The following is a 20225-nucleotide window of genomic DNA, read 5'->3' on the forward strand; positions in this document are numbered from 1 at the left end:
GGAGTAACCGATGATTTGTCCACGCTGTGCCGATGCACATATTGAACTCATGGCGACTTCGCCGGTAAAAGGAGTCTGGACGGTATATCAGTGTCAGCATTGTCTGTATACCTGGCGCGATACCGAACCGTTACGCCGTACCAGCCGCGAACACTATCCACAAGCGTTTCGCATGACGCAAAAAGATATTGATGACGCGCCAATGGTGCCGAGTATCCCGCCGCTGCTGGCAGAAGACAAACGGTAAAAAAAAGGCCAGTCTGTCGACTGGCCTTTTTTTGACAAGGGTACTTACTCGCGGAACAGCGCTTCGATATTCAGCCCCTGCGTCTGCAGAATTTCGCGCAGACGGCGCAGGCCTTCAACCTGAATCTGACGAACACGTTCACGCGTAAGACCGATTTCACGGCCTACATCTTCCAGTGTCGCAGCTTCATATCCCAGCAGACCGAAACGGCGCGCCAGCACTTCACGCTGTTTGGCGTTCAGTTCGAACAACCATTTGACGATGCTCTGTTTCATATCGTCATCTTGCGTGGTGTCTTCCGGACCGTTCTCTTTTTCATCGGCCAGGATGTCCAGCAACGCTTTTTCGGAATCACCGCCCAGCGGGGTGTCTACCGAGGTAATGCGCTCGTTGAGACGAAGCATACGGCTGACGTCATCAACCGGTTTATCCAGTTGCTCTGCAATTTCTTCCGCACTCGGTTCGTGGTCCAGTTTATGCGACAACTCACGTGCGGTGCGCAGGTATACGTTCAGCTCTTTAACAATGTGAATCGGCAAGCGAATCGTACGGGTTTGGTTCATAATCGCCCGTTCGATTGTCTGGCGAATCCACCAGGTTGCGTATGTTGAGAAGCGGAACCCGCGTTCCGGGTCAAACTTCTCGACTGCACGGATAAGCCCCAGATTGCCCTCTTCAATCAGGTCCAGCAACGCCAGTCCACGATTGCCATAACGGCGGGCAATTTTTACCACCAGACGCAGGTTACTCTCAATCATGCGACGGCGAGAAGCGACATCTCCACGCAGTGCGCGACGCGCAAAATAGACTTCTTCTTCGGCTGTTAACAGTGGTGAATACCCAATCTCACCAAGGTAAAGCTGAGTCGCGTCCAACACACGCTGTGTGGCCCCTTGCGATAACAGCTCTTCTTCAGCCAGGTCGTTATCACTGGGTTCCTCTTCACTCAAGGCTTTTTCGTCAAAAGCCTCTACTCCGTTCTCATCAAATTCCGCGTCTTCATTTAAATCATGAACTTTCAGCGTATTCTGACTCATAAGGTGGCTCCTACCCGTGATCCCTTGACGGAACTAGCAAGTCAAAGCCTGGTTCCGCCGCTTTATCGCTGCGGTAAATAACGCAGCGGGTTTACGGATTTCCCCTTGTAACGAATTTCAAAATGCAAGCGTGTAGAGCTGGTGCCGGTGCTACCCATAGTAGCGATTTTTTGCCCCGCCTTAACTTCCTGTTGTTCCCGGACCAGCATCGTATCATTATGGGCGTAGGCACTCAGGTAATCATCGTTATGTTTGATGATAATAAGATTACCGTAACCACGCAGTGCGTTACCGGCATATACGACGCGCCCATCAGCGGTTGCGACGATAGCCTGTCCCTTACTGCCTGCAATGTCGATCCCTTTATTGCCCCCTTCGGAAGCGCCAAAGTTTTCGATCACTTTGCCATCCGTCGGCCAGCGCCATGCGGAAATCGGCGCGCTGGTTGACGTACTGCTTGCATTTGGTTCGGTCGTGCTTACCGTTGGTGCCGTTACAGGCGCTGTGACAACCGTCCCAGCAGGCTTGTTGTTTGGCAACATTTTGTTAGCACTTTGTTCACCTGAGCCCTCAGAATACGTAATTGTTGGTTGAGACGCAACTGCAACGGTGGAATTTTGTGCAGACCTGGTCACAACTCCTTGCTGTGCTGCATCCGCCTGGGTGATCGCATTTCCGCCAGTAATTGGCGTACCGGATGCGTTACCAACTTGCAAAGTTTGCCCTACATTCAGGCTATACGGGGCAGAAATACTGTTTCTCTGGGCCAGATCGCGGAAATCGTTCCCGGTAATCCAGGCGATGTAAAAAAGCGTATCACCCTTTTTCACGGTGTAAGTACTGCCACCCGTATAGCTACCTTTCGGAATATTCCCATACTGGCGATTGTATACGATTCGCCCATTTTCCATCTGCACGGGTTGTTCCGTGACCGGTTGAGTTTGCATGGGCTGCGTTACAGGACGCTGAACGGGTTGAATTTGCGGCGCTTGTTGCGGCGTTTGTTGCGTCGTCGCGCCCATTTTTGGCGGCGGTGTGATCAACATCCCGGAATTGGTATTTGATGACGACCCACTGTCCACAGACGTGACCGGCGCCGGAGGGTTTGACGAACTGGTACAACCTGCCAGCCATAGTGAAACCAGTGATAGTGCCGCAATGCGACTAACGGTGAATTTTGGGCTTCCCGCGCTCATTTATCCCCCAGGAAAAAATTTGGTTAACAACCAGTGACGTAAGAACCGTGCAACGCATTAAGTGAACACGGGAAAATGTGTTCACGATACGCTTAACCCACCGGGAATAACCAGGAAAACTCCAGGTATTCGTTTCGGCTTCATCAGGCGTAAGAGTGGGTGTTTGCAGAGCAAACTAGGCCAGCTCTCCCTTGACTAACGGGACGAAGCGAACGGCCTCCACGGTATCGATAATAAATTCGCCGCCCCGGCGACGCACGCGTTTCAAAAACTGCTGCTCATCGCCCACGGGCAGAACAAGAATGCCGCCTTCATCCAACTGTGCCATGAGCGCGGTAGGAATTTCCGGTGGCGCGGCCGTCACAATGATAGCGTCAAACGGCGCACGCGCCTGCCAGCCTTGCCAGCCATCGCCATGACGGGTAGAAACATTATGTAAATCGAGCTGCTTCAGGCGGCGACGCGCCTGCCATTGCAGCCCCTTAATCCGCTCAACGGAGCAAACGTGATGTACCAGATGCGCCAGAATCGCCGTCTGATAGCCGGAACCGGTGCCAATTTCCAGCACCCTGGATTGCGGCGTCAGTTCGAGCAGTTCCGTCATTCGCGCCACCATATAGGGCTGCGAAATCGTCTGACCCTGGCCTATCGGCAAAGCGATATTTTCCCAGGCCTTATGTTCAAACGCTTCATCAATAAATTTCTCGCGCGGCACTGCGGCAAGCGCATTAAGCACCTGCTCATCTCTGATGCCCTGCGCGCGCAATTGTTCAAGAAGAGCCTGTACACGTCCACTTACCATTGCGTGCCAACTCCCACGCTGTCTAACCAGTCTGAAACCACATCATGCGCGCTGTGCGCGGTTAAATCCACATGCAACGGCGTGACGGAGACGTAGCCTTCATCCACCGCCGCGAAATCGGTATCCGGCCCGGCATCGTATTTATCGCCCGGCGGGCCAATCCAGTACAATGTATTACCGCGCGGATCTTCCTGCGGGATTACTTTATCCGCTGGATGGCGGCTACCACAGCGAGTCACGCGGATGCCTTTAATCTGCGCTAACGGTAGATCCGGGACATTCACGTTGAGAATACGCCCGGTACGCAACGGCTCCCGGCTTAACCCTCGCAAAAGCGCGCAAGTCACGGCTGCAGCCGTATCATAATGCTGATAGCCGTTAAGGGAGACCGCTAATGCCGGAAAGCCGAGATGACGACCTTCCATCGCCGCGGCGACTGTACCGGAATAGATCACATCATCGCCCAGATTCGGACCCGCGTTAATACCGGAAACGACAATATCCGGACGCGGACGCATTAAGGCATTAACGCCCAGATAGACGCAATCGGTCGGCGTCCCCATCTGTACGGCGATATCGCCATTATCAAAGGTAAAAGTACGAAGCGAAGATTCCAGCGTGAGGGAATTAGACGCGCCGCTGCGGTTACGATCCGGGGCTACGACCTGTACATCAGCAAACTCACGCAGCGCTTTCGCCAGCGTTTGTATACCGGGCGCGTGAACCCCGTCATCGTTACTCAGCAATATGCGCATAATCACCCATTGTGTTGATCAGTTCCCTTACTACGCTGGTGGCAAAACTGCCTGCGGGCAGCCAGAAACGTAACTCGACGGTAACGTCATCCCACCAGTTCCAGCTTAATTGTTGCGGATAAAGCAGCATCGCTCTGCGCGACGCCTCTACTTTTTCGCGCAGCAACAGCGATTGCAACACCGTTTCCTGGGCAATGGCATCTTGCTCAAACGCCAGCGCCGCACGCTGTGTTCCCCACTCTCCGCTGCCCGGCAACGATGCTGTAATCATCAGCTCTTTTTCGTCTACCCGGCGCTGCAATTCAGGCAGTTCTTCAGATGTCGCGACGAACCAGCTTCCACGCCCCGCTAATTGTAGCGCATCGCCGTCAACAACTTGATTAAAGTCTGGTTTCTTCAGCCGCTGGTGAACAATTTGATTAAACAACGCGCTACGTGCCGCCGACAACCAAAAACTGCGTTTATTGCGATCGCGCACCGGCGCGTTACTTTGCGCCCAGCGCAGCGCGCCCTGCAAGTTGCTGCCGCCAATGCCGAATCGCTGTGCGCCGAAATAGTTCGGCACGCCGCCATCGCGAATCGCCTGCAATCGTGTTTCGACATCGCGGCGATCGCTTATTTCACGCAACACCAGAGTAAAGGCATTGCCTTTCAGCGCGCCTAAACGCAGCTTACGCTTGTGACGCGCGTATTCCAGCACTTTACAACCTTCCAGTTGAAAGGCGCTGAAATCGGGCATCTCTTTCCCCGGCACGCGCGCGCACAGCCACTGCTCGGTAACGGCGTGTTTATCTTTTTGCCCGGCAAAGCTCACTTCGCGAGCGTGAATTTTCAGGAATTTCGCCAGCGCGTCAGCGACAAAACGGGTATTGCAACCGTTTTTCAAAATACGCAGCAGAATGTGCTCGCCTTCACCATCCGGCGTAAAGCCTAAATCTTCAACCACCACAAAATCTTCCGGATTCGCTTTCAGCAATCCGCTACCTTGTGGTTTTCCGTGCAGCCAGGTGAGATTGTCAAACTCTGTCATTTCGCCGCCTTCATCAGCAGCGCGACCGCTTCGCAGGCAATGCCTTCTCCGCGTCCGGTAAATCCGAGCTTTTCCGTCGTCGTCGCCTTCACGTTAACGTCATCCATATGGCAGCCGAGATCTTCGGCGATAAAGACGCGCATTTGTGGAATATGCGGCAGCATTTTCGGCGCCTGCGCAATAATGGTGACATCCACGTTGCCGAGGGTGTACCCCTTCGCCTGAATACGACGCCAGGCTTCACGCAGTAGTTCGCGGCTATCCGCTCCCTTAAATGCCGGATCGGTATCCGGGAAGAGCTTGCCGATATCGCCAAGCGCCGCCGCGCCCAGCAGCGCATCGGTCAGCGCATGTAACGCCACATCGCCATCGGAATGCGCCAATAGCCCTTTTTCATAAGGAATACGCACGCCGCCAATAATAATCGGCCCTTCTCCGCCAAACGCGTGTACGTCAAAACCGTGTCCAATTCGCATTATGCTTTCTCCTGGTGGATGGTTCGGGTCAGATAAAATTCCGCCAGCGCCAGATCTTCCGGACGGGTGACCTTGATGTTATCCGCGCGACCTTCTACCAGCGCCGGATGAAAACCACAATACTCCAGCGCTGACGCCTCGTCGGTGATGGTCGCGCCTTCATTCAGCGCACGCGTCAGACAATCGTGCAAGAGTTCGCGGGGGAAAAACTGCGGGGTGAGCGCGTGCCATAAATCGGCGCGCTCTACGGTATGGGCAATAGCGTTTTTCCCCGGTTCGCCGCGTTTCATGGTGTCGCGCACCGGACTGGCGAGGATACCGCCGACCCGGCTGTTTTCGCTGATGGTCAGCAACCGCGCAAGGTCATCCTGATGCAAACAGGGTCTTGCTGCGTCGTGCACCAGCACCCACTGCGCCTCTGCAACGGCCTGTAACCCGGCCAAAACGGAATCAGCGCGTTCGTTGCCGCCATCCACAACGGTGATTTGCGGATGATCCGCCAGCGGAAGTTGGGCAAAGCGATGATCGCCAGGGCTGATAGCAATAACAACGCGTGTCACCCGAGGATGCGCCAGCAGCGCATGAACTGAGTGCTCCAGAATGGTTTTATTACCGATTGAGAGATACTGCTTAGGACATTCTGTTTGCATTCGGCGGCCAAATCCGGCAGCCGGCACCACGGCGCAAACGTCCAATAAAGTGGCTGCCATGTTAAATCCCTGGATGGTTTATCGATGAGTTTGCCCCGCCGTTGCCGCGCGTTTTGAGGCGTCAGGCACCAGACGATAGAAGGTTTCGCCCGGTTTGGTCATGCTAAGTTCGTTGCGCGCGCGCTCCTCAATCGCTTCCTGGCCGCCATTGAGATCGTCAATTTCGGCAAAAAGCTGATCGTTACGCGCTTTAAGTTTGGCGTTTGTCGCCTGCTGCGCGACCACATCATCGTTGACGCGGCTATAGTCATGTATGCCGTTCTTACCGAACCACAGCGAGTACTGTAGCCAGACCAGTAAAGCCAGCAACAGCAGCGTTAGTTTACCCATCCTGCCCCCTGAAAAACGGCATCATCATCCCATAACGTCCTCTGTGACTCCACATTCAGGACGGGATTGCCGCGACAACGCCGGCAAATGTACCACATTTGCCGGATGTTACGTATACCCGAGTAAGGAGAACATAATCTCATTGTTGGTTACGGTTTGAATTATGACCGGAGGCGCACTGATAACCCGTCTACCCTAATAGCCATATAAATAACGCGCCAAACAGCGCGCCTACGGCCAGTAGAGTAAACATGATGCTAAAAAGTATTTTGCCCTTTACCAGCAGATGCAACGCAATGCCGATAATCACCGATACCGGCATTAACGCGAGGAAAAAGGGCCAGGTATAGAGGAAAAAAAACAGCGTGTTAGGGCCATAAAGCAGAAAAGGGATCCCCAACGCCAACAGCCATGACACAAAGCCGACCACCGCCCCCGGAAATGCACTGGTGGCGTCATCGTCGACCATGAAGGCGTCTGACCTTGTGAAAGTAATGTTATGGCTATTACGCATATTAAATCCTGTAACCTTGACCATACCGGGCATACAAGCCCGGTGGTGTCTCAGGATCTGATAATATCGCGCCGTCTCAGCAGGTCTAATAATTGGGAAACCAAATTTGTTACTAATTGTTCACCATTAAGATGAACCTGGGGCGAGTCAGGCGCTTCGTAAATGGCGTCGATGCCGGTAAAGTTACGCAACTCGCCCGCACGCGCTTTTTTATACAACCCTTTAGGATCGCGCTGTTCACAGATAGCCAGCGGCGTATTGACATAAATCTCGATAAAACGATCGTGGCCGACGCGCTCTTTTACCAGTTGCCGCTCGGCGCGGTGCGGAGAAATAAATGCCGTCAAAACAATCAGGCCAGCGTCCGCCATCAGACTGGCCACTTCGCCTACCCGCCGGATATTTTCCTGGCGATCGGCATCGCTAAAGCCTAAATCACGGCACAAACCGTGGCGCACATTATCGCCATCCAACAGGTAGGTACTGACGCCACGCTGATGTAACGCCTCTTCCAGCGCGCCGGCCACCGTTGATTTTCCCGAACCGGAGAGCCCGGTAAACCACAGCACCACGCCACGGTGGCCGTGGAGCTGTTCACGAGCTGCGACAGTAACGGGATGAGAGTGCCAGACCACGTTCTCATCATGCAGCGCCATGTTTATCTCCCAGCAAATCGCGGGCGTCCCAGTGCGGAAAATGACGGCGTACCAGCGCATTCAGCTCCAGCTCAAACGCACTGTATTCCACGGGCGGCGTCGCTCCGCGTTCATCCAGTTCCCGCACCATGCCAGCGCCCACGGTGACGTTAGAAAGTCGGTCGATAAAAATCAGCCCGCCCGTCACCGGATTTTGCTGATAAATATCCAGCGCGAGCGGCTCATCGAATGTCATCTCCACCAGACCAATACCGTTTAACGGCAGACTCTCGACGTCTCGTTGGGTCAGATTGTTGATATCAATCTGATAGCGAATAGCCTCGATACGCGCGCGGGTTTTCTTACCCGCGAGTTTAACGTCGTAGCTTTGGCCCGGCGCCAGCGGCTGTTCCGCCATCCATACCACGTCGATCGCGGCGTGCCGCGCAGGTGCCAGCGTCTCGTTTGCCGCCAGCAGCAGATCGCCGCGGCTAATATCAATGTCGTCGTTGAGTACCAGGGTAATGGCTTCGCCCGCACAGGCTTCTTCTTTGTCGCCATCAAAAGTGACGATACGCGCCACGCTGGATTCCACGCCAGACGGCAGCACTTTAATGCGCTCTCCGACTTTGACGCTACCAGACGCCAGAGTGCCGGCATACCCCCGAAAATCAAGGTTCGGGCGATTGACATATTGTACCGGAAAGCGCATCGGCTGACGGTCTACCGCACGCTGTATGTCTACCGTTTCCAGGACTTCCAGCAGCGTCGGACCGCTGTACCAGCGCATATTCGCGCTCTGCGCGGCGACATTATCCCCTTCCAGCGCCGAAAGCGGGACAAAGCGAATATCCAGATCGCCCGGCAACTGTTCAGCAAAGGTCAGGTAATCTTCACGAATACGGGCGAAGGTCTCTTCGCGGTAGTCAACGAGATCCATTTTGTTGATTGCCACCACCAGGTGTTTGATCCCCAACAGAGTGGAGATAAAGCTATGGCGACGCGTCTGATCCAGCACGCCTTTACGCGCGTCGATCAGTAGGATCGCCAGATCGCAGGTGGACGCTCCGGTCGCCATATTCCGGGTATATTGTTCATGGCCCGGCGTGTCGGCGATAATAAATTTTCGTTTTTCCGTGGAGAAATAGCGGTACGCGACGTCAATAGTAATGCCCTGCTCACGCTCGGCCTGCAGCCCATCTACCAGTAGCGCCAGATCGAGTTTTTCTCCCTGCGTGCCATGACGTTTACTGTCATTATGCAGAGAAGAGAGCTGATCTTCATAAATTTGCAGGGTATCGTGCAGCAAACGACCTATCAGCGTACTTTTACCGTCATCAACGCTGCCACAGGTTAAAAAACGCAGCAGGCTTTTGTGCTGTTGGGCAATCATCCAGGCTTCGACGCCGCCTTCATTGGCGATTTGTTGTGCAAGTATGGTGTTCATGGCGGCTCCTTAGAAATACCCCTGACGTTTTTTAAGCTCCATCGACCCCGCCTGATCGCGGTCAATCATCCTCCCCTGGCGCTCGCTGGTGGTAGAAACCAGCATCTCTTCGATAATTTCCGGCAGCGTTTGCGCGTGGGATTCCACCGCCCCGGTGAGCGGCCAACAGCCAAGTGTACGGAAGCGCACCATCCTTTTTTTGATGACTTCGCCGGGCTGGAGATCGATACGATCGTCATCCACCATCATCAACATGCCGTCACGTTCCAGAACCGGGCGTTCAGCAGCCAAATACAGCGGCACGATGTCGATGTTTTCCAGCCAGATGTATTGCCAGATATCCTGCTCTGTCCAGTTGGAGAGCGGGAAGACGCGTATACTTTCGCCTTTATTAATCTGACCGTTATAGTTACGCCACAACTCTGGACGCTGATTTTTCGGGTCCCAGCGATGGAAACGGTCACGAAAGGAGTAAATACGTTCTTTCGCACGGGATTTTTCCTCATCGCGCCGTGCGCCGCCGAACGCGGCATCAAAACCGTACTTATTCAGCGCCTGCTTTAACCCTTCGGTTTTCATAATGTCGGTGTGTTTAGCGCTACCGTGAACGAACGGATTGATGCCCATCGCCACGCCTTCCGGATTTTTATGTACCAGCAATTCGCAGCCGTATGCGTTGGCGGTACGATCGCGAAAGGCGTACATCTCACGGAATTTCCAACCGGTATCAACGTGCAATAGCGGGAACGGTAACGTACCCGGATAAAACGCCTTACGCGCCAGATGCAGCATGACGCTGGAGTCTTTACCAATGGAGTACAGCATGACCGGATTAGCGAATTCCGCTGCCACTTCACGGATAATGTGGATACTTTCCGCCTCCAGTTGCCGCAGGTGGGTGAGTCGTTTTTGATCCATAACCGTTCCTTTGCAATACCGTTTTTTGCTAAACATTTCGATTACACGACTATAGGGAGCGCAGGAGAGTGAATGAAATGACGAATTGGAATGAGTAGTTCCTCAAAGGAATAACGCGGCCCAAAAACCAATATCAAAAAATGCTTAACGTACCGGATTGCCAGCATTTAGGAGCAAATGAAATTGTATTAACACGATCGCGGTTTCATACTAGCCACGTAAAATTTTGTTCTGTATTTAAGGACTCATTATGTTTTCCGCAACGCGCCGCTTTGCCGTCATTCTGGCGCTCGGCGTAGGCTTTATCCTTCCTGCACAAGCAGCATCACCAGGGCCTGGTGAAATAGCGAATACTCAGGCACGACATATCGCCACCTTTTTTCCCGGGAGAATGACGGGCTCCCCCGCCGAGATGTTGTCTGCCGATTATTTACGCCAACAATTTACCCAGATGGGATACCAAAGCGATATTCGAACGTTTAATAGCCGATTTATTTATACCACGAAGGATAATCGCAAAAACTGGCATAACGTGACGGGCAGTACGGTCATCGCCGCCCATGAAGGGCGCGTGCCGCAGCAGATCATCATTATGGCGCATCTGGATACCTACGCTCCGCAGAGCGACGCTGATGTCGATGCCAATCTGGGCGGTTTAACGTTACAGGGAATGGATGATAATGCCGCGGGATTAGGCGTTATGCTGGAACTGGCGGCGCGTCTGAAAGATATACCGACCCATTACGGGATTCGTTTTATCGCCACCAGCGGGGAAGAAGAGGGAAAGCTAGGCGCGGAAAATTTACTCAAACGAATGAGTGACGCTGAGAAGAAAAATACGCTGCTGGTCATTAATCTCGATAACCTGATTGTTGGCGACAAGCTCTATTTTAATAGCGGGAAAAATACGCCGGAAGCGGTGCGTACACTGACCCGCGATCGGGCATTAGCGATTGCGCGCCGTTATGGTATCGCCGCCAACACCAATCCGGGACGCAATCCATCCTACCCCAAAGGAACGGGTTGCTGTAATGATGCGGAGGTTTTCGATAAAGCGGGAATATCGGTGCTTTCTGTTGAGGCGACGAACTGGAATCTGGGTAAAAAAGACGGATACCAGCAACGCGTGAAAAATGCATCCTTCCCGAACGGCAATAGCTGGCACGACGTACGGCTTGATAATCAACAGCATATTGACAAGGCGCTGCCTGGGCGAATTGAGCGCCGTAGCCGCGATGTAGTGCGGATAATGCTGCCGTTGGTAAAAGAGCTGGCGAAGGCGGAAAAAACGTCCTGATAAGCTGGTGAAACGTGTTTATCCCCGCTGACGCGGGGAACACGTAAGTGAACATTTTGGCAAAATATTTTTTCCCCGATTTATCCCCGCTGGCGCGGGGAACACACTTTTGATCCATGCGATTACGGATTTCTGCGCGGTTTATCCCCGCTGGCGCGGGGAACACACCGGGCGTTGCGCGCAGAGCTGCGGACCATTCGGTTTATCCCCGCTGGCGCGGGGAACACTTCTCGGCGCGGCGCAATATCCCGGCGCACGCCGGTTTATCCCCGCTGGCGCGGGGAACACCGGGCGCGGGAGTCCCTGACGATCCTCCCAAACGGTTTATCCCCGCTGGCGCGGGGAACACATCCAATGCCTCTGGCAGCCTGTCCGCCCCACCGGTTTATCCCCGCAGGCGCGGGGAACACCCGTTGGTCAGGCAGGTATGGCGGCGCAAAACCGGTTTATCCCCGCTGGCGCGGGGAACACTCAGCGCAATCAGCGAAACGGTCAGCTCTACTCGGTTTATCCCCGCTGGCGCGGGGAACACATTGAGCGTCGAGCACTCGCCAGGCGACAGCTCGGTTTATCCCCGCTGGCGCGGGGAACACTGCGCAATGTCCCCGGGCGGGTGGTGTCGCTGCGGTTTATCCCCGCTGGCGCGGGGAACACCTCAGCATCTAACGTGCGGCCACCGTCAGCGGCGGTTTATCCCCGCTGGCGCGGGGAACACCGATTTGATTGAGTTAGCCTGATCCGCGCTTTCGGTTTATCCCCGCTGGCGCGGGGAACACTGTGTCGGAATATGCGGGCTGATTTTCGTCTGCGGTTTATCCCCGCTGGCGCGGGGAACACAAGTAACCGCGCCATCATGCGGGCGCTTTTTTCGGTTTATCCCCGCTGGCGCGGGGAACACGCTGTCGTTATTAGCTGCAATAAAAACGAAACCGGTTTATCCCCGCTGGCGCGGGGAACACGCATAGTGTCAAATGTCGGGGCTAAATCGTTGCGGTTTATCCCCGCTGGCGCGGGGAACACTGACGGCTGGCGCGGCGTCTGCACCAGCGGCGCGGTTTATCCCCGCTGGCGCGGGGAACACGCGACAATAAAAAAGTTTAGCGTTTTACTGTACGGTTTATCCCCGCTGGCGCGGGGAACACAATTCCCCGTCGGCACACAGTGCGGCCACCAGCGGTTTATCCCCGCTGGCGCGGGGAACACACGTTGATTGCAGGCGCTCCATTTTCTCTTTGCGGTTTATCCCCGCTGGCGCGGGGAACACATAACTGTCCGAATTCAATCGGTTCAAGCTGTCGGTTTATCCCCGCTGGCGCGGGGAACACCCGCCGATTGCTGCGCCAGCCACGCCAATGACCGGTTTATCCCCGCTGGCGCGGGGAACACGTTGCGGCCAGCCTTGCGGATCAGCTCATGGGTGGTTTATCCCCGCTGGCGCGGGGAACACACATTCCCCTTTTGAATCAATGTTAAATCGCGCGGTTTATCCCCGCTGGCGCGGGGAACACGCACTCAAAGTTAAGCGCTCCGAGTCTGATATCGGTTTATCCCCGCTGGCGCGGGGAACACGGCAGCAACTGGAACGGGTTAGCCCCGTACGCCGGTTTATCCCCGCTGGCGCGGGGAACACGGGACAACCAGGGTTGTTGCGCGAATGCCGAGCGGTTTATCCCCGCTGGCGCGGGGAACACTTACAGACCTCCTTTAAACCATTTTTCATTTGCGGTTTATCCCCGCTGGCGCGGGGAACACCCCTGACTGACGCTATCAAAAAGGCGCTCTCCCGGTTTATCCCCGCTGGCGCGGGGAACACCGGATTGTCGGCAGCAGAACCTCCCACGCCTCCGGTTTATCCCCGCTGGCGCGGGGAACACAATTCCCCGTTTGGATATTGAGGATTCCACTCCGGTTTATCCCCGCTGGCGCGGGGAACACTTAAAAGTAGGCAGCTTGCCACCATCAGTATCCGGTTTATCCCCGCTGGCGCGGGGAACACGGCCAGATGAGGGAAGGCATGAGTTACAGACAAGGTTTATCCCCGCTGGCGCGGGGAACACTGTCGCGCCTGGTATGTGGTGAGATTTGCAAACGGTTTATCCCCGCTGGCGCGGGGAACACAAAATCGCCCCCTGCATCGATAGCGATTAACTCGGTTTATCCCCGCTGGCGCGGGGAACACAAATCACCTTTAAGAAACTACGAGCTATGTTGCGGTTTATCCCCGCTGGCGCGGGGAACACTGCCATCACCACACCATCAAAAAACCCGGCCTCGGTTTATCCCCGCTGGCGCGGGGAACACCCATTAGAATTTTACGGATGCTCGCCTGAAGGCGGTTTATCCCCGCTGGCGCGGGGAACACGTTACCAGAACCAAGCACGCTGTTACCCGTCCCGGTTTATCCCCGCTGGCGCGGGGAACACGATATAACTCAAAAACGATATGAGGATGGTACTGGTTTATCCCCGCTGGCGCGGGGAACACTGTTCTCTGAAACGGGGGGAACGGTAACTTTTCGGTTTATCCCCGCTGGCGCGGGGAACACTATTGATTACTGAATAAAGTCGATTGCGACTACGGTTTATCCCCGCTGGCGCGGGGAACACCCGGTAGTGAGCAAACTGCTCTCTTTCTTGCGCGGTTTATCCCCGCTGGCGCGGGGAACACAGTCTTCCAATAACACAACCAGACTTTGCCCACGGTTTATCCCCGCTGGCGCGGGGAACACAGCTTTCTTTTTGAAAATACCTAACATAGTGACGGTTTATCCCCGCTGGCGCGGGGAACACTCTAAATCTACCCAATTGAATTTAAATACTTTTTTAGCGCACAAAAAACCCACCAACTTTTCCTAATTTTTAAAGATCTATAACTTATTGATTTTCAACAGGTAGAAACGACACCAATCGCAGTCCATCAAGATCTACCGGAATACGTCGATTTACACCAAAAGTCTGAAACTCAAAACCTGATTCTGTATTTGTCGCCCACGCCATAACAACATTTCCCTCATCTGCCAGAACGGAAACCTGTTGCCATATCATCTCGCGGATCTTTGCGGAAACATCACCAACATACACACCAGCTCGAATTTCCAGTAACCAGACGGCCAGCCTCCCCCGCAGACGAGGAGGAACATTTTCGGTAACGACAACCAGCATACTCATCGTTAGGTACTCCGATGACCGGAATCTCCCAACGCAACAGGAAGAGGGATCGCTATGGGTTGTGAATCTTCAGGAGGTAACGGCGGTTGAATTTCCCCTGCCGCGAGAACATCTTCAATAAGAGGAATCAATTTCGCCAATGTTTTTCCACTGCGGAAGATATCCCGGCAGGCAATACGGACATCACGATCAGGCTCGGCAGGATTACGTCGCGCAATTTCAAATGCTTTCGGTACAACGGTCTCAAATTTAATGATATCGGCAATATCATAGACAAAAGAAAGCGGCTTGCCGGTGTGCACAAATCCAATCGCGGGCGCATATCCGGCAGCCAGTATTGCCGCCTCCGTTACGCCATAGAGGCAGGAGGTTGCCGAGCTGATGCACTGATTAATGACATCGCCTTTCTCCCAGTCTTTCGGATCGTAGCGACGTCCCTGCCATTTCACGCCATACTGCTTAGCAAGTAGTGCATAGGTTGCCCGCACACGGCTCCCCTCAATACCACGCAATTGATCTACAGAACGACGGCTCGGCGCGGGTTCGCCAAAACGTAATTCAAACATTTTACGCACGACCTTCAGCCGCAAATCTTCATCCAGTGCAAGTTTCGCCTGATAAAGCAATTTGTCGGAACGGGCACCACCTGGCTGCCCCGAAGCGTAAACGCGTACGCCCGCTTCCCCCACCCACACCAGTAACGTACCCACCGTTGCCGCAAGTCGCACGGCGGCATGGGAAACCCGCGTCCCCGGTTCCAGCATGATGCAGGCCACCGATCCAACAGGAATATGGGTACGTACACCCGTTTTATCGATAAGCACAAACGCACCGTCGATCACATCTATTTGTCCGTACTGGAGAAATATCATCGAAACACGGTCTTTCAACGGGATGGGATTCAGCGGCAGCCAGCTCATCAGCGTTTCCTTTTTACCATCAGCATTCCGCAGCCCAGCGCTTTACTTTTACCTAATCCGGAAAATAAAGCCTGTTTAAACAGTGCTGCATCGGTGATACAGAGCGCACCGCTAAAATCAACGCTACTGAAAGTGATTGGGTTTTCCTGGTCTTTACGGACAAAACGATGCTGCTGATACGCTTGCACGCATCCACAATGCGCCTGCAATTCACTGTACTCGTCACCAGCCCACATAGCGAAATCATCAGGTTCCGGTGCAATCAACCGGAAACCATGCTGCTGCCCTTGTTGTTCCAGCCACGCCTGCGCGGCCTGCTGTTGAAGCTCCCACCACCGCTCTTTCTCCACACCATTCGCCTTCGCCTGATGTTTCGCGTTCATCATCACGTCACTGCGCTTACCGTTACGGGTTATCACCGGGTTAGCTCGTAGTTGAAAATCAAGCTCAAGACCATTTGTCAGTTGCGGATTAAATGGTTTGGTTTCAATAAGAAACAGGGAGTGCTGCGATAACGGCGGTATTGCCGAGAGCATAAAAAAGCCGCCATGCGCCTCTTCGCGAAACAGAAACTGACGCAATTCCTGTTCCGGAAAGAGCTGCCATAACCACTGGTGGCTGGCATAAGGCCTGGCTGAATTCCACTTTGCCAACATCTCCGGTCGCAACTTATTAAACCGGAGTTGAATACGAGAAAGATACATTATGTTCTCTCCTGCAACGGCCCATTGAAGCGGGTGTAGCCGCCAAACTGCCAGCGTTGGCGGCTAACTGGCTGGTTATTGCTATGCTGCTTTTGTTGCCAGACCAGACTCTCCTCATCAGGATCATCCCAATAACAAATGCCCTCACGCAGGGTAAATCCACTTAATTCCGCTGCGGAAATCTCCTCCACAGCATGGGTGAATACCTCTTTTAAGGTGCCGGTCACTAAACGCGCCGCTAACGGTAACGCCAGCGGGCAGGATTTTCTCCCCAGATAGAGCGGAAAATGCGGTGTCAGCAGCGCCTCTCGCAATTCGCTAAGCGAATGTGGTGCATCAGGCGTGGCGCTTATTGCCACATGCCAGTAGCCGTCGCAGCGATATTCTCGCTGCGAGATAAGCGTCCCCACTTCATCCGGCGCGAGAGTCAGTTCATCCCGGCGCGTGTAATAACGATACTTTTTGTTTTCTCGCGGCGCGCTAACCGTGTGATAATCCCGCAACCAGCGATCTTGTGAAGCCAACGCGTGCACCGCCAGATGATAGTGCCGGTTAAAGTTATTCAGCCGCGCTTCTTCGTCGCGACGAATTCCTAACGCTGCGGCAAGCAGACCCAATAGCGCAGAGCGCGTGGGAACCGTAGCTGAGTGGCGAATCTCGCCAGACGCTTCTTCCCCCCACGACGCCAGCGGCGCATAGAGCTGAAAAACCAGATATTCCTTCATTATTCATCCTTACTGGCTAACAAAGGCCAGTAATTCCGCCAGAGATCCCGTACCTTCCTGAACGTTCAACTCGCGATAATCGTCTGCACAGTTTCCGTATACGCTATCGAAGCTGGCGCGCTGCTGTTTTAAACGGGTTATTGCCGCAGGAATTTGATCGGTATCGCGTACCGGCTGGAAAAATGCCGCCGCCAGAGAACGCGGTTGTTTTTGCCCGACTTCGGCCAACGCATAGGTGGCATAGGCACGAGAAGCGAAGCTGTTTTGTTTACCGGTTGGCGAGACGGTTAACGCTGTTTCAGTGAGTGCCGCGATAGTACGCTTCGCCAGTTCTTCGTTACCACCCAGGTTTTCCACCAGCAGATCGCGGCTGATACAGACATAGGTATAGAAAAGCGCCGAGGCAAAACCCTGCTCGCCCATATGCCCGGAACCTGCGTCTTCCTCTTTATTATTCAGATCGTCAACGGCGGTGAAAAAATCAGACTCAACGGTCACGGCACTTACGCCCAACGCATGGGATACCTGACAAGCAGCCTCGACGTTGAACTCAGGCGATGACGCCAGCATACGGCCAAACAGCGCCATATCTACGCTACGCTGCTCTTTGCGCAGAAGCTTCACTTCTTCATCGTTAGGTTCGCGTTTGTCGGAAATTAGCGTATCAACCAGTTGTTTAATCAAACTAATTTCATGGTTACTGACGTGAACGATCTGCTCAATTTCGAGATTTTTTTCCAGTTTCGTATCTTTATCACTTTTAAGCTTGCCAAATTGCTTAGCGATTAAATCAGACGAACTCTTAGCAATTTTTTCTTCAATTCCGGCATCTTTCATCGGACGATAAACATAATCCACGCCAATTCGACGAGTACGCTTACCCATAAAACCATCCATTGCCGCTTCAAAAGTTTCCGACACCCGCCAGGCACGCTTCAGACTTTGCGACGATACGCGTAAACGCTCAACTCCTCCCATAAACGCGGTCTTCGGTCTGCCAGACTCATCACGATTCAGGTTAGCGGGCGCATAAGCAGTCAATAAATGCAGTTGAATAAAAGTTGTCATTATCAAATCCTTCTAAAAATGATTATTTGCCACGCGACGTGGAAAGATATTCGTTCGCCCAACGGATGCGATTTCGTTCAAAGGGGTTACGGAATTCCGGCTGATGGTTTTCGCGTCGTTGCCACTCTTCCATCCACAGGAAAATGCCATCGGCAAGTGAAAGAACATTCACCCCCTCCGTACCGCGAATCTTCACTGCCTGAATCAACAACTGGCAAAATGTTTCCGGGTCGGACGCTTTTTGCAAACGTTCAAAACGCAGACCAGAAACGCACGACGTGGAACCTTTAAGCTTTTCCCCTAACTGCGCAGCGAAACTAATATTCGCCTTATGACTCTTAATATGCACAGCGACGCTGACAAACAGAGCCAGAGCCATCTCATCAAGAGGTTGCAGTCGCATATGTTTAAGCAGAGCCTGGCGGAGAGCGTCATGCCCTTCACATATCATTACGCCATATGGCGGCGCCATTCTTTTCAACTCAGCCCGCCAGGCGCGACCGTTGACTCGTTTACCATCCTTGTGCTCATAACGCTCAGACAGCGTAGCAAACCAGCCAAGTAGCGCCTTCTGCGCATCGGGGTGGAGAATTCTGCATAACGCTGCGGTATTGCTGTTCAGCATATTTGGCTTCCTTCTGTTATTCGACCAGCGCCAACACATCCTTGCGCGCTTTATGTTTACGATAGCTGCTGGCTAAATCCTGTCGGGCCGTCAGCTGGCGCTGCAGGATATCGTCCGGGCAGTCGGGGTTGGTCAGGGCATCACGGTCAAAAACGTGAAATAGATAGTGTGCTAATTCCGCCTCCCACTGACTTACTGCGTGGCGAGTCTGCGTATCCTGCCGAAGCGGATCGACAGCCAGCACCTCTTGCAACGTCCGAAAAGCGGGTTCGGTTTCCTGCCAGAAGGCGATATCCACCATACTAAAATCCATTTTGGCTTCTTTCGGACAATCGAATTTGGCGCTCTTTAACGCGTTCCGTAACAGCGACAGCGACTCACTAGCCAGCACCAGCACGGTGTTAAGTGCAGCGAGAAATTGCTCTTCGTGCGAAACGCTAATGAGCGGAATACGGTGCTGATACCAGCAGCGGACCTTGGCCTTATCCATATCCCAGGCAAAGCACCACAGGCTCATTTTGTTCCGCTGACCAGCGGCACGAACGACCTTTGCAGGCTGCATTTTGTTGAACTTATCCTCACGATTGAGCATCAGCCCCAACCAGTCTTTATAACTTAACCCGCCCGGCTGCCCTTTAAACGCCAGCCAGGGTGCGGATGGATCTTTCAATGCCTGCCGATATGGGGAGAAGGGATGTAGCCAACTGTCGTACTGAACGCCATAATTTTTACTACACATTTGCAGTAGCAGTGATTCGTGATGCTCCCCGCACAAATCGCAGATACCTGCCACAGTGTGGGTGAAATCCAGTTCTATGCGCCGCGGCATCCCCCAGTAGGCTTGCAAGGGGTGCGCATTATCCGGTGTGACCACATTCCCCGCTTTTTCGCTGGTTTTCGTCGGCGCAAGCCAGGGAAAAATGAGTGGATGCTGTGTAACATTCAGCGGCTCTTCCTGCGGCAAAACGTTAAGCCAAAGTTTTTTCCATAGTGGATATTTATCTTCTTCCTGCGGTACCACCAGCGTAGTCAGCGGACCACCGCCGCGCATCCCTACCCGGTAACCCGCCCCGCCGGCAGGTGAATTGGTTTGAATCGCAAATAGCGCTATCGCCGCGCAGTGAGGACATATTTGTTCTACGTTGCCACGTTTTACAAAATGATCTTTATTGAGCTTGAGCGCATTCCCGCCCGGCGCATCCACCAGCAGCCCGGCAATAGAACCATATTCACTATCGAGAGGATCAAAACTTTGCAGGAAGGAAGGTTTTTGCTCGCCGAACTGTAGAGCCAGAGAAATCGTATTTAACGCCTTCTCCCATTGTTCGAATTCGATACTTTCATGCCAGATATCTGCCCATTCTTCTTTATCTTCCGGCGCGACGGTACATTGTAAAATACCAATCAGCATTTGCCATGCCGCCCCCTGAAAATCAGCCCGAGGATAGGCAAGATCCTGAATGCGGTTATCCAGAAGATCGCGTAATGATATTTTCTTTTTATCGCCGTTTGAGAATATGACGGGAAGCCATTTCTCTTTGGTTAAATCCATACCTTTACTCCTGCAGGGCTATTTATTAAGCCAATTTGGAATATTACCTACCTATAGGTAGGTTCCGTCC

Annotated in this window: 22 protein-coding genes and 1 CRISPR repeat array; of the genes, 3 read left to right on the top strand and 19 right to left on the bottom strand. The window is 53.5% G+C overall.

Annotation, left to right across the window (positions count from 1 at the left end; all coding sequences use genetic code 11):
- The first annotated feature begins 10 nt into the window (after positions 1–10).
- Positions 11–247 (top strand): non-oxidative hydroxyarylic acid decarboxylases subunit D, encoded by a 237-nt coding sequence (locus ACLJQJ_RS11270; RefSeq protein WP_000562964.1) that lies wholly within the window; start codon positions 11–13, stop codon positions 245–247.
- 44 nt (positions 248–291) lie between these two features.
- Here ACLJQJ_RS11270 and rpoS read toward each other — a convergent pair whose 3' ends face one another.
- Complete coding sequence (rpoS, locus tag ACLJQJ_RS11275; protein ID WP_000081498.1) at positions 292–1284, bottom strand: RNA polymerase sigma factor RpoS; 993 nt, start codon at positions 1282–1284, stop codon at positions 292–294.
- 62 nt (positions 1285–1346) lie between these two features.
- Positions 1347–2429 carry a murein hydrolase activator NlpD gene (gene nlpD, locus ACLJQJ_RS11280; protein WP_223149274.1) on the bottom strand — a complete coding sequence of 361 codons (1083 nt, stop codon included), beginning with the start codon at positions 2427–2429 and terminating at the stop codon, positions 1347–1349.
- Between nlpD and ACLJQJ_RS11285 the strand changes: the two genes are divergently transcribed.
- Positions 2359–2517, top strand: a complete 159-nt coding sequence (locus ACLJQJ_RS11285) for a peptidase (RefSeq protein WP_223148970.1) — start codon at positions 2359–2361, stop codon at positions 2515–2517. The two genes, nlpD and ACLJQJ_RS11285, sit on opposite strands and share 71 nt — an antisense overlap.
- 138 nt (positions 2518–2655) lie before the next feature.
- Here the strand turns inward: ACLJQJ_RS11285 and ACLJQJ_RS11290 are convergent, their stop codons facing one another.
- The 10 genes from ACLJQJ_RS11290 to cysD all read right to left on the bottom strand — a co-directional run bounded on the left by ACLJQJ_RS11290 (position 2656) and on the right by cysD (position 10097).
- Complete coding sequence (locus ACLJQJ_RS11290) at positions 2656–3282, bottom strand: protein-L-isoaspartate(D-aspartate) O-methyltransferase (RefSeq protein ID WP_000253545.1); 627 nt, start codon at positions 3280–3282, stop codon at positions 2656–2658.
- Positions 3276–4037 carry a 5'/3'-nucleotidase SurE gene (gene surE / locus ACLJQJ_RS11295; RefSeq protein WP_001221537.1) on the bottom strand — a complete coding sequence of 254 codons (762 nt, stop codon included), beginning with the start codon at positions 4035–4037 and terminating at the stop codon, positions 3276–3278. Before surE ends, ACLJQJ_RS11290 begins: the two co-directional genes overlap by 7 nt.
- A complete protein-coding gene (gene truD / locus ACLJQJ_RS11300; RefSeq protein ID WP_000134246.1) occupies positions 4018–5067 on the bottom strand; it encodes a tRNA pseudouridine(13) synthase TruD in 1050 nt (349 codons plus the stop codon). Before truD ends, surE begins: the two co-directional genes overlap by 20 nt.
- On the bottom strand, positions 5064–5543 hold the full coding sequence (gene ispF / locus ACLJQJ_RS11305) for a 2-C-methyl-D-erythritol 2,4-cyclodiphosphate synthase (protein WP_001219244.1): 480 nt from the start codon (positions 5541–5543) through the stop codon (positions 5064–5066). Before ispF ends, truD begins: the two co-directional genes overlap by 4 nt.
- Entirely contained in the window at positions 5543–6253 is a 711-nt protein-coding gene (gene ispD, locus ACLJQJ_RS11310) for a 2-C-methyl-D-erythritol 4-phosphate cytidylyltransferase (RefSeq protein WP_000741642.1), read from the bottom strand. Before ispD ends, ispF begins: the two co-directional genes overlap by 1 nt.
- A gap of 18 nt (positions 6254–6271) precedes the next feature.
- On the bottom strand, positions 6272–6583 hold the full coding sequence (gene ftsB, locus ACLJQJ_RS11315) for a cell division protein FtsB (protein WP_000517480.1): 312 nt from the start codon (positions 6581–6583) through the stop codon (positions 6272–6274).
- Between the two features lie 190 nt (positions 6584–6773).
- Positions 6774–7097 (bottom strand): DUF3561 family protein, encoded by a 324-nt coding sequence (locus ACLJQJ_RS11320; protein WP_001537530.1) that lies wholly within the window; start codon positions 7095–7097, stop codon positions 6774–6776.
- A 50-nt stretch (positions 7098–7147) separates the two neighbouring features.
- Positions 7148–7753 carry an adenylyl-sulfate kinase gene (gene cysC / locus ACLJQJ_RS11325; protein ID WP_001173663.1) on the bottom strand — a complete coding sequence of 202 codons (606 nt, stop codon included), beginning with the start codon at positions 7751–7753 and terminating at the stop codon, positions 7148–7150.
- A complete protein-coding gene (gene cysN, locus ACLJQJ_RS11330; RefSeq protein ID WP_001092256.1) occupies positions 7740–9179 on the bottom strand; it encodes a sulfate adenylyltransferase subunit CysN in 1440 nt (479 codons plus the stop codon). The genes cysC and cysN overlap by 14 nt, the downstream gene beginning before the upstream one ends.
- Positions 9180–9188: 9 nt before the next feature.
- Complete coding sequence (cysD, locus tag ACLJQJ_RS11335; protein WP_000372384.1) at positions 9189–10097, bottom strand: sulfate adenylyltransferase subunit CysD; 909 nt, start codon at positions 10095–10097, stop codon at positions 9189–9191.
- Between the two features lie 250 nt (positions 10098–10347).
- On the opposite strand from cysD, the gene ACLJQJ_RS11340 reads away from it, so the two are divergent.
- Positions 10348–11394 (top strand): aminopeptidase, encoded by a 1047-nt coding sequence (locus ACLJQJ_RS11340; protein ID WP_000490481.1) that lies wholly within the window; start codon positions 10348–10350, stop codon positions 11392–11394.
- A 14-nt stretch (positions 11395–11408) separates the two neighbouring features.
- A CRISPR array of direct repeats spans positions 11409–14183; the repeat unit is 29 nt; unit sequence CGGTTTATCCCCGCTGGCGCGGGGAACAC.
- 84 nt (positions 14184–14267) lie between these two features.
- On the opposite strand, the gene cas2e is transcribed toward ACLJQJ_RS11340, so the two are convergent.
- Genes cas2e through casA form a run of 7 tightly spaced genes read right to left on the bottom strand, consistent with a single transcriptional unit; the run spans position 14268 to position 20155 of the window.
- Positions 14268–14561: a type I-E CRISPR-associated endoribonuclease Cas2e gene (cas2e, locus tag ACLJQJ_RS11345; protein ID WP_000062282.1), complete on the bottom strand. Its 294-nt coding sequence runs from the start codon at positions 14559–14561 to the stop codon at positions 14268–14270.
- 2 nt (positions 14562–14563) lie between these two features.
- Positions 14564–15481: a type I-E CRISPR-associated endonuclease Cas1e gene (cas1e, locus tag ACLJQJ_RS11350; protein ID WP_000118674.1), complete on the bottom strand. Its 918-nt coding sequence runs from the start codon at positions 15479–15481 to the stop codon at positions 14564–14566.
- Positions 15481–16185: a type I-E CRISPR-associated protein Cas6/Cse3/CasE gene (gene cas6e / locus ACLJQJ_RS11355; protein ID WP_063809722.1), complete on the bottom strand. Its 705-nt coding sequence runs from the start codon at positions 16183–16185 to the stop codon at positions 15481–15483. The genes cas1e and cas6e overlap by 1 nt, the downstream gene beginning before the upstream one ends.
- Entirely contained in the window at positions 16185–16910 is a 726-nt protein-coding gene (gene cas5e, locus ACLJQJ_RS11360; protein ID WP_063809721.1) for a type I-E CRISPR-associated protein Cas5/CasD, read from the bottom strand. Before cas5e ends, cas6e begins: the two co-directional genes overlap by 1 nt.
- Positions 16911–16919: 9 nt before the next feature.
- Positions 16920–17978, bottom strand: a complete 1059-nt coding sequence (cas7e, locus tag ACLJQJ_RS11365; protein WP_063809720.1) for a type I-E CRISPR-associated protein Cas7/Cse4/CasC — start codon at positions 17976–17978, stop codon at positions 16920–16922.
- Positions 17979–18000: 22 nt separating this feature from the next.
- Positions 18001–18603: a type I-E CRISPR-associated protein Cse2/CasB gene (gene casB / locus ACLJQJ_RS11370; RefSeq protein ID WP_023181493.1), complete on the bottom strand. Its 603-nt coding sequence runs from the start codon at positions 18601–18603 to the stop codon at positions 18001–18003.
- A gap of 16 nt (positions 18604–18619) precedes the next feature.
- Positions 18620–20155, bottom strand: coding sequence for a type I-E CRISPR-associated protein Cse1/CasA (casA, locus tag ACLJQJ_RS11375; RefSeq protein WP_063809719.1), 1536 nt, complete (start codon positions 20153–20155; stop codon positions 18620–18622).
- Positions 20156–20225: the final 70 nt, after the last annotated feature.

The organism is Salmonella sp. SAL04202 (genome assembly GCF_046550775.1).
In the GTDB taxonomy this organism is placed as follows: Bacteria; Pseudomonadota; Gammaproteobacteria; order Enterobacterales; family Enterobacteriaceae; genus Salmonella; species Salmonella enterica.

Bases quoted from the DNA above. Each gene is read 5' to 3' on its own strand.
- ACLJQJ_RS11270 (WP_000562964.1), top strand. From the start codon at position 11: ATGATTTGTCCACGCTGTGCCGATGCACATATTGAACTCATGGCGACT.
- cas6e (WP_063809722.1), bottom strand. From the start codon at position 16,185: ATGTATCTTTCTCGTATTCAACTCCGGTTTAATAAGTTGCGACCGGAG.
- casA (WP_063809719.1), bottom strand. From the start codon at position 20,155: ATGGATTTAACCAAAGAGAAATGGCTTCCCGTCATATTCTCAAACGGC.
- cysC (WP_001173663.1), bottom strand. From the start codon at position 7,753: ATGGCGCTGCATGATGAGAACGTGGTCTGGCACTCTCATCCCGTTACT.
- cas1e (WP_000118674.1), bottom strand. From the start codon at position 15,481: ATGAGCTGGCTGCCGCTGAATCCCATCCCGTTGAAAGACCGTGTTTCG.
- cas5e (WP_063809721.1), bottom strand. From the start codon at position 16,910: ATGAAGGAATATCTGGTTTTTCAGCTCTATGCGCCGCTGGCGTCGTGG.
- surE (WP_001221537.1), bottom strand. From the start codon at position 4,037: ATGCGCATATTGCTGAGTAACGATGACGGGGTTCACGCGCCCGGTATA.
- cysN (WP_001092256.1), bottom strand. From the start codon at position 9,179: ATGAACACCATACTTGCACAACAAATCGCCAATGAAGGCGGCGTCGAA.
- cysD (WP_000372384.1), bottom strand. From the start codon at position 10,097: ATGGATCAAAAACGACTCACCCACCTGCGGCAACTGGAGGCGGAAAGT.
- ACLJQJ_RS11290 (WP_000253545.1), bottom strand. From the start codon at position 3,282: ATGGTAAGTGGACGTGTACAGGCTCTTCTTGAACAATTGCGCGCGCAG.
- ispF (WP_001219244.1), bottom strand. From the start codon at position 5,543: ATGCGAATTGGACACGGTTTTGACGTACACGCGTTTGGCGGAGAAGGG.
- truD (WP_000134246.1), bottom strand. From the start codon at position 5,067: ATGACAGAGTTTGACAATCTCACCTGGCTGCACGGAAAACCACAAGGT.
- cas7e (WP_063809720.1), bottom strand. From the start codon at position 17,978: ATGACAACTTTTATTCAACTGCATTTATTGACTGCTTATGCGCCCGCT.
- cas2e (WP_000062282.1), bottom strand. From the start codon at position 14,561: ATGAGTATGCTGGTTGTCGTTACCGAAAATGTTCCTCCTCGTCTGCGG.
- ispD (WP_000741642.1), bottom strand. From the start codon at position 6,253: ATGGCAGCCACTTTATTGGACGTTTGCGCCGTGGTGCCGGCTGCCGGA.
- casB (WP_023181493.1), bottom strand. From the start codon at position 18,603: ATGCTGAACAGCAATACCGCAGCGTTATGCAGAATTCTCCACCCCGAT.
- ACLJQJ_RS11340 (WP_000490481.1), top strand. From the start codon at position 10,348: ATGTTTTCCGCAACGCGCCGCTTTGCCGTCATTCTGGCGCTCGGCGTA.
- ftsB (WP_000517480.1), bottom strand. From the start codon at position 6,583: ATGGGTAAACTAACGCTGCTGTTGCTGGCTTTACTGGTCTGGCTACAG.
- ACLJQJ_RS11320 (WP_001537530.1), bottom strand. From the start codon at position 7,097: ATGCGTAATAGCCATAACATTACTTTCACAAGGTCAGACGCCTTCATG.
- rpoS (WP_000081498.1), bottom strand. From the start codon at position 1,284: ATGAGTCAGAATACGCTGAAAGTTCATGATTTAAATGAAGACGCGGAA.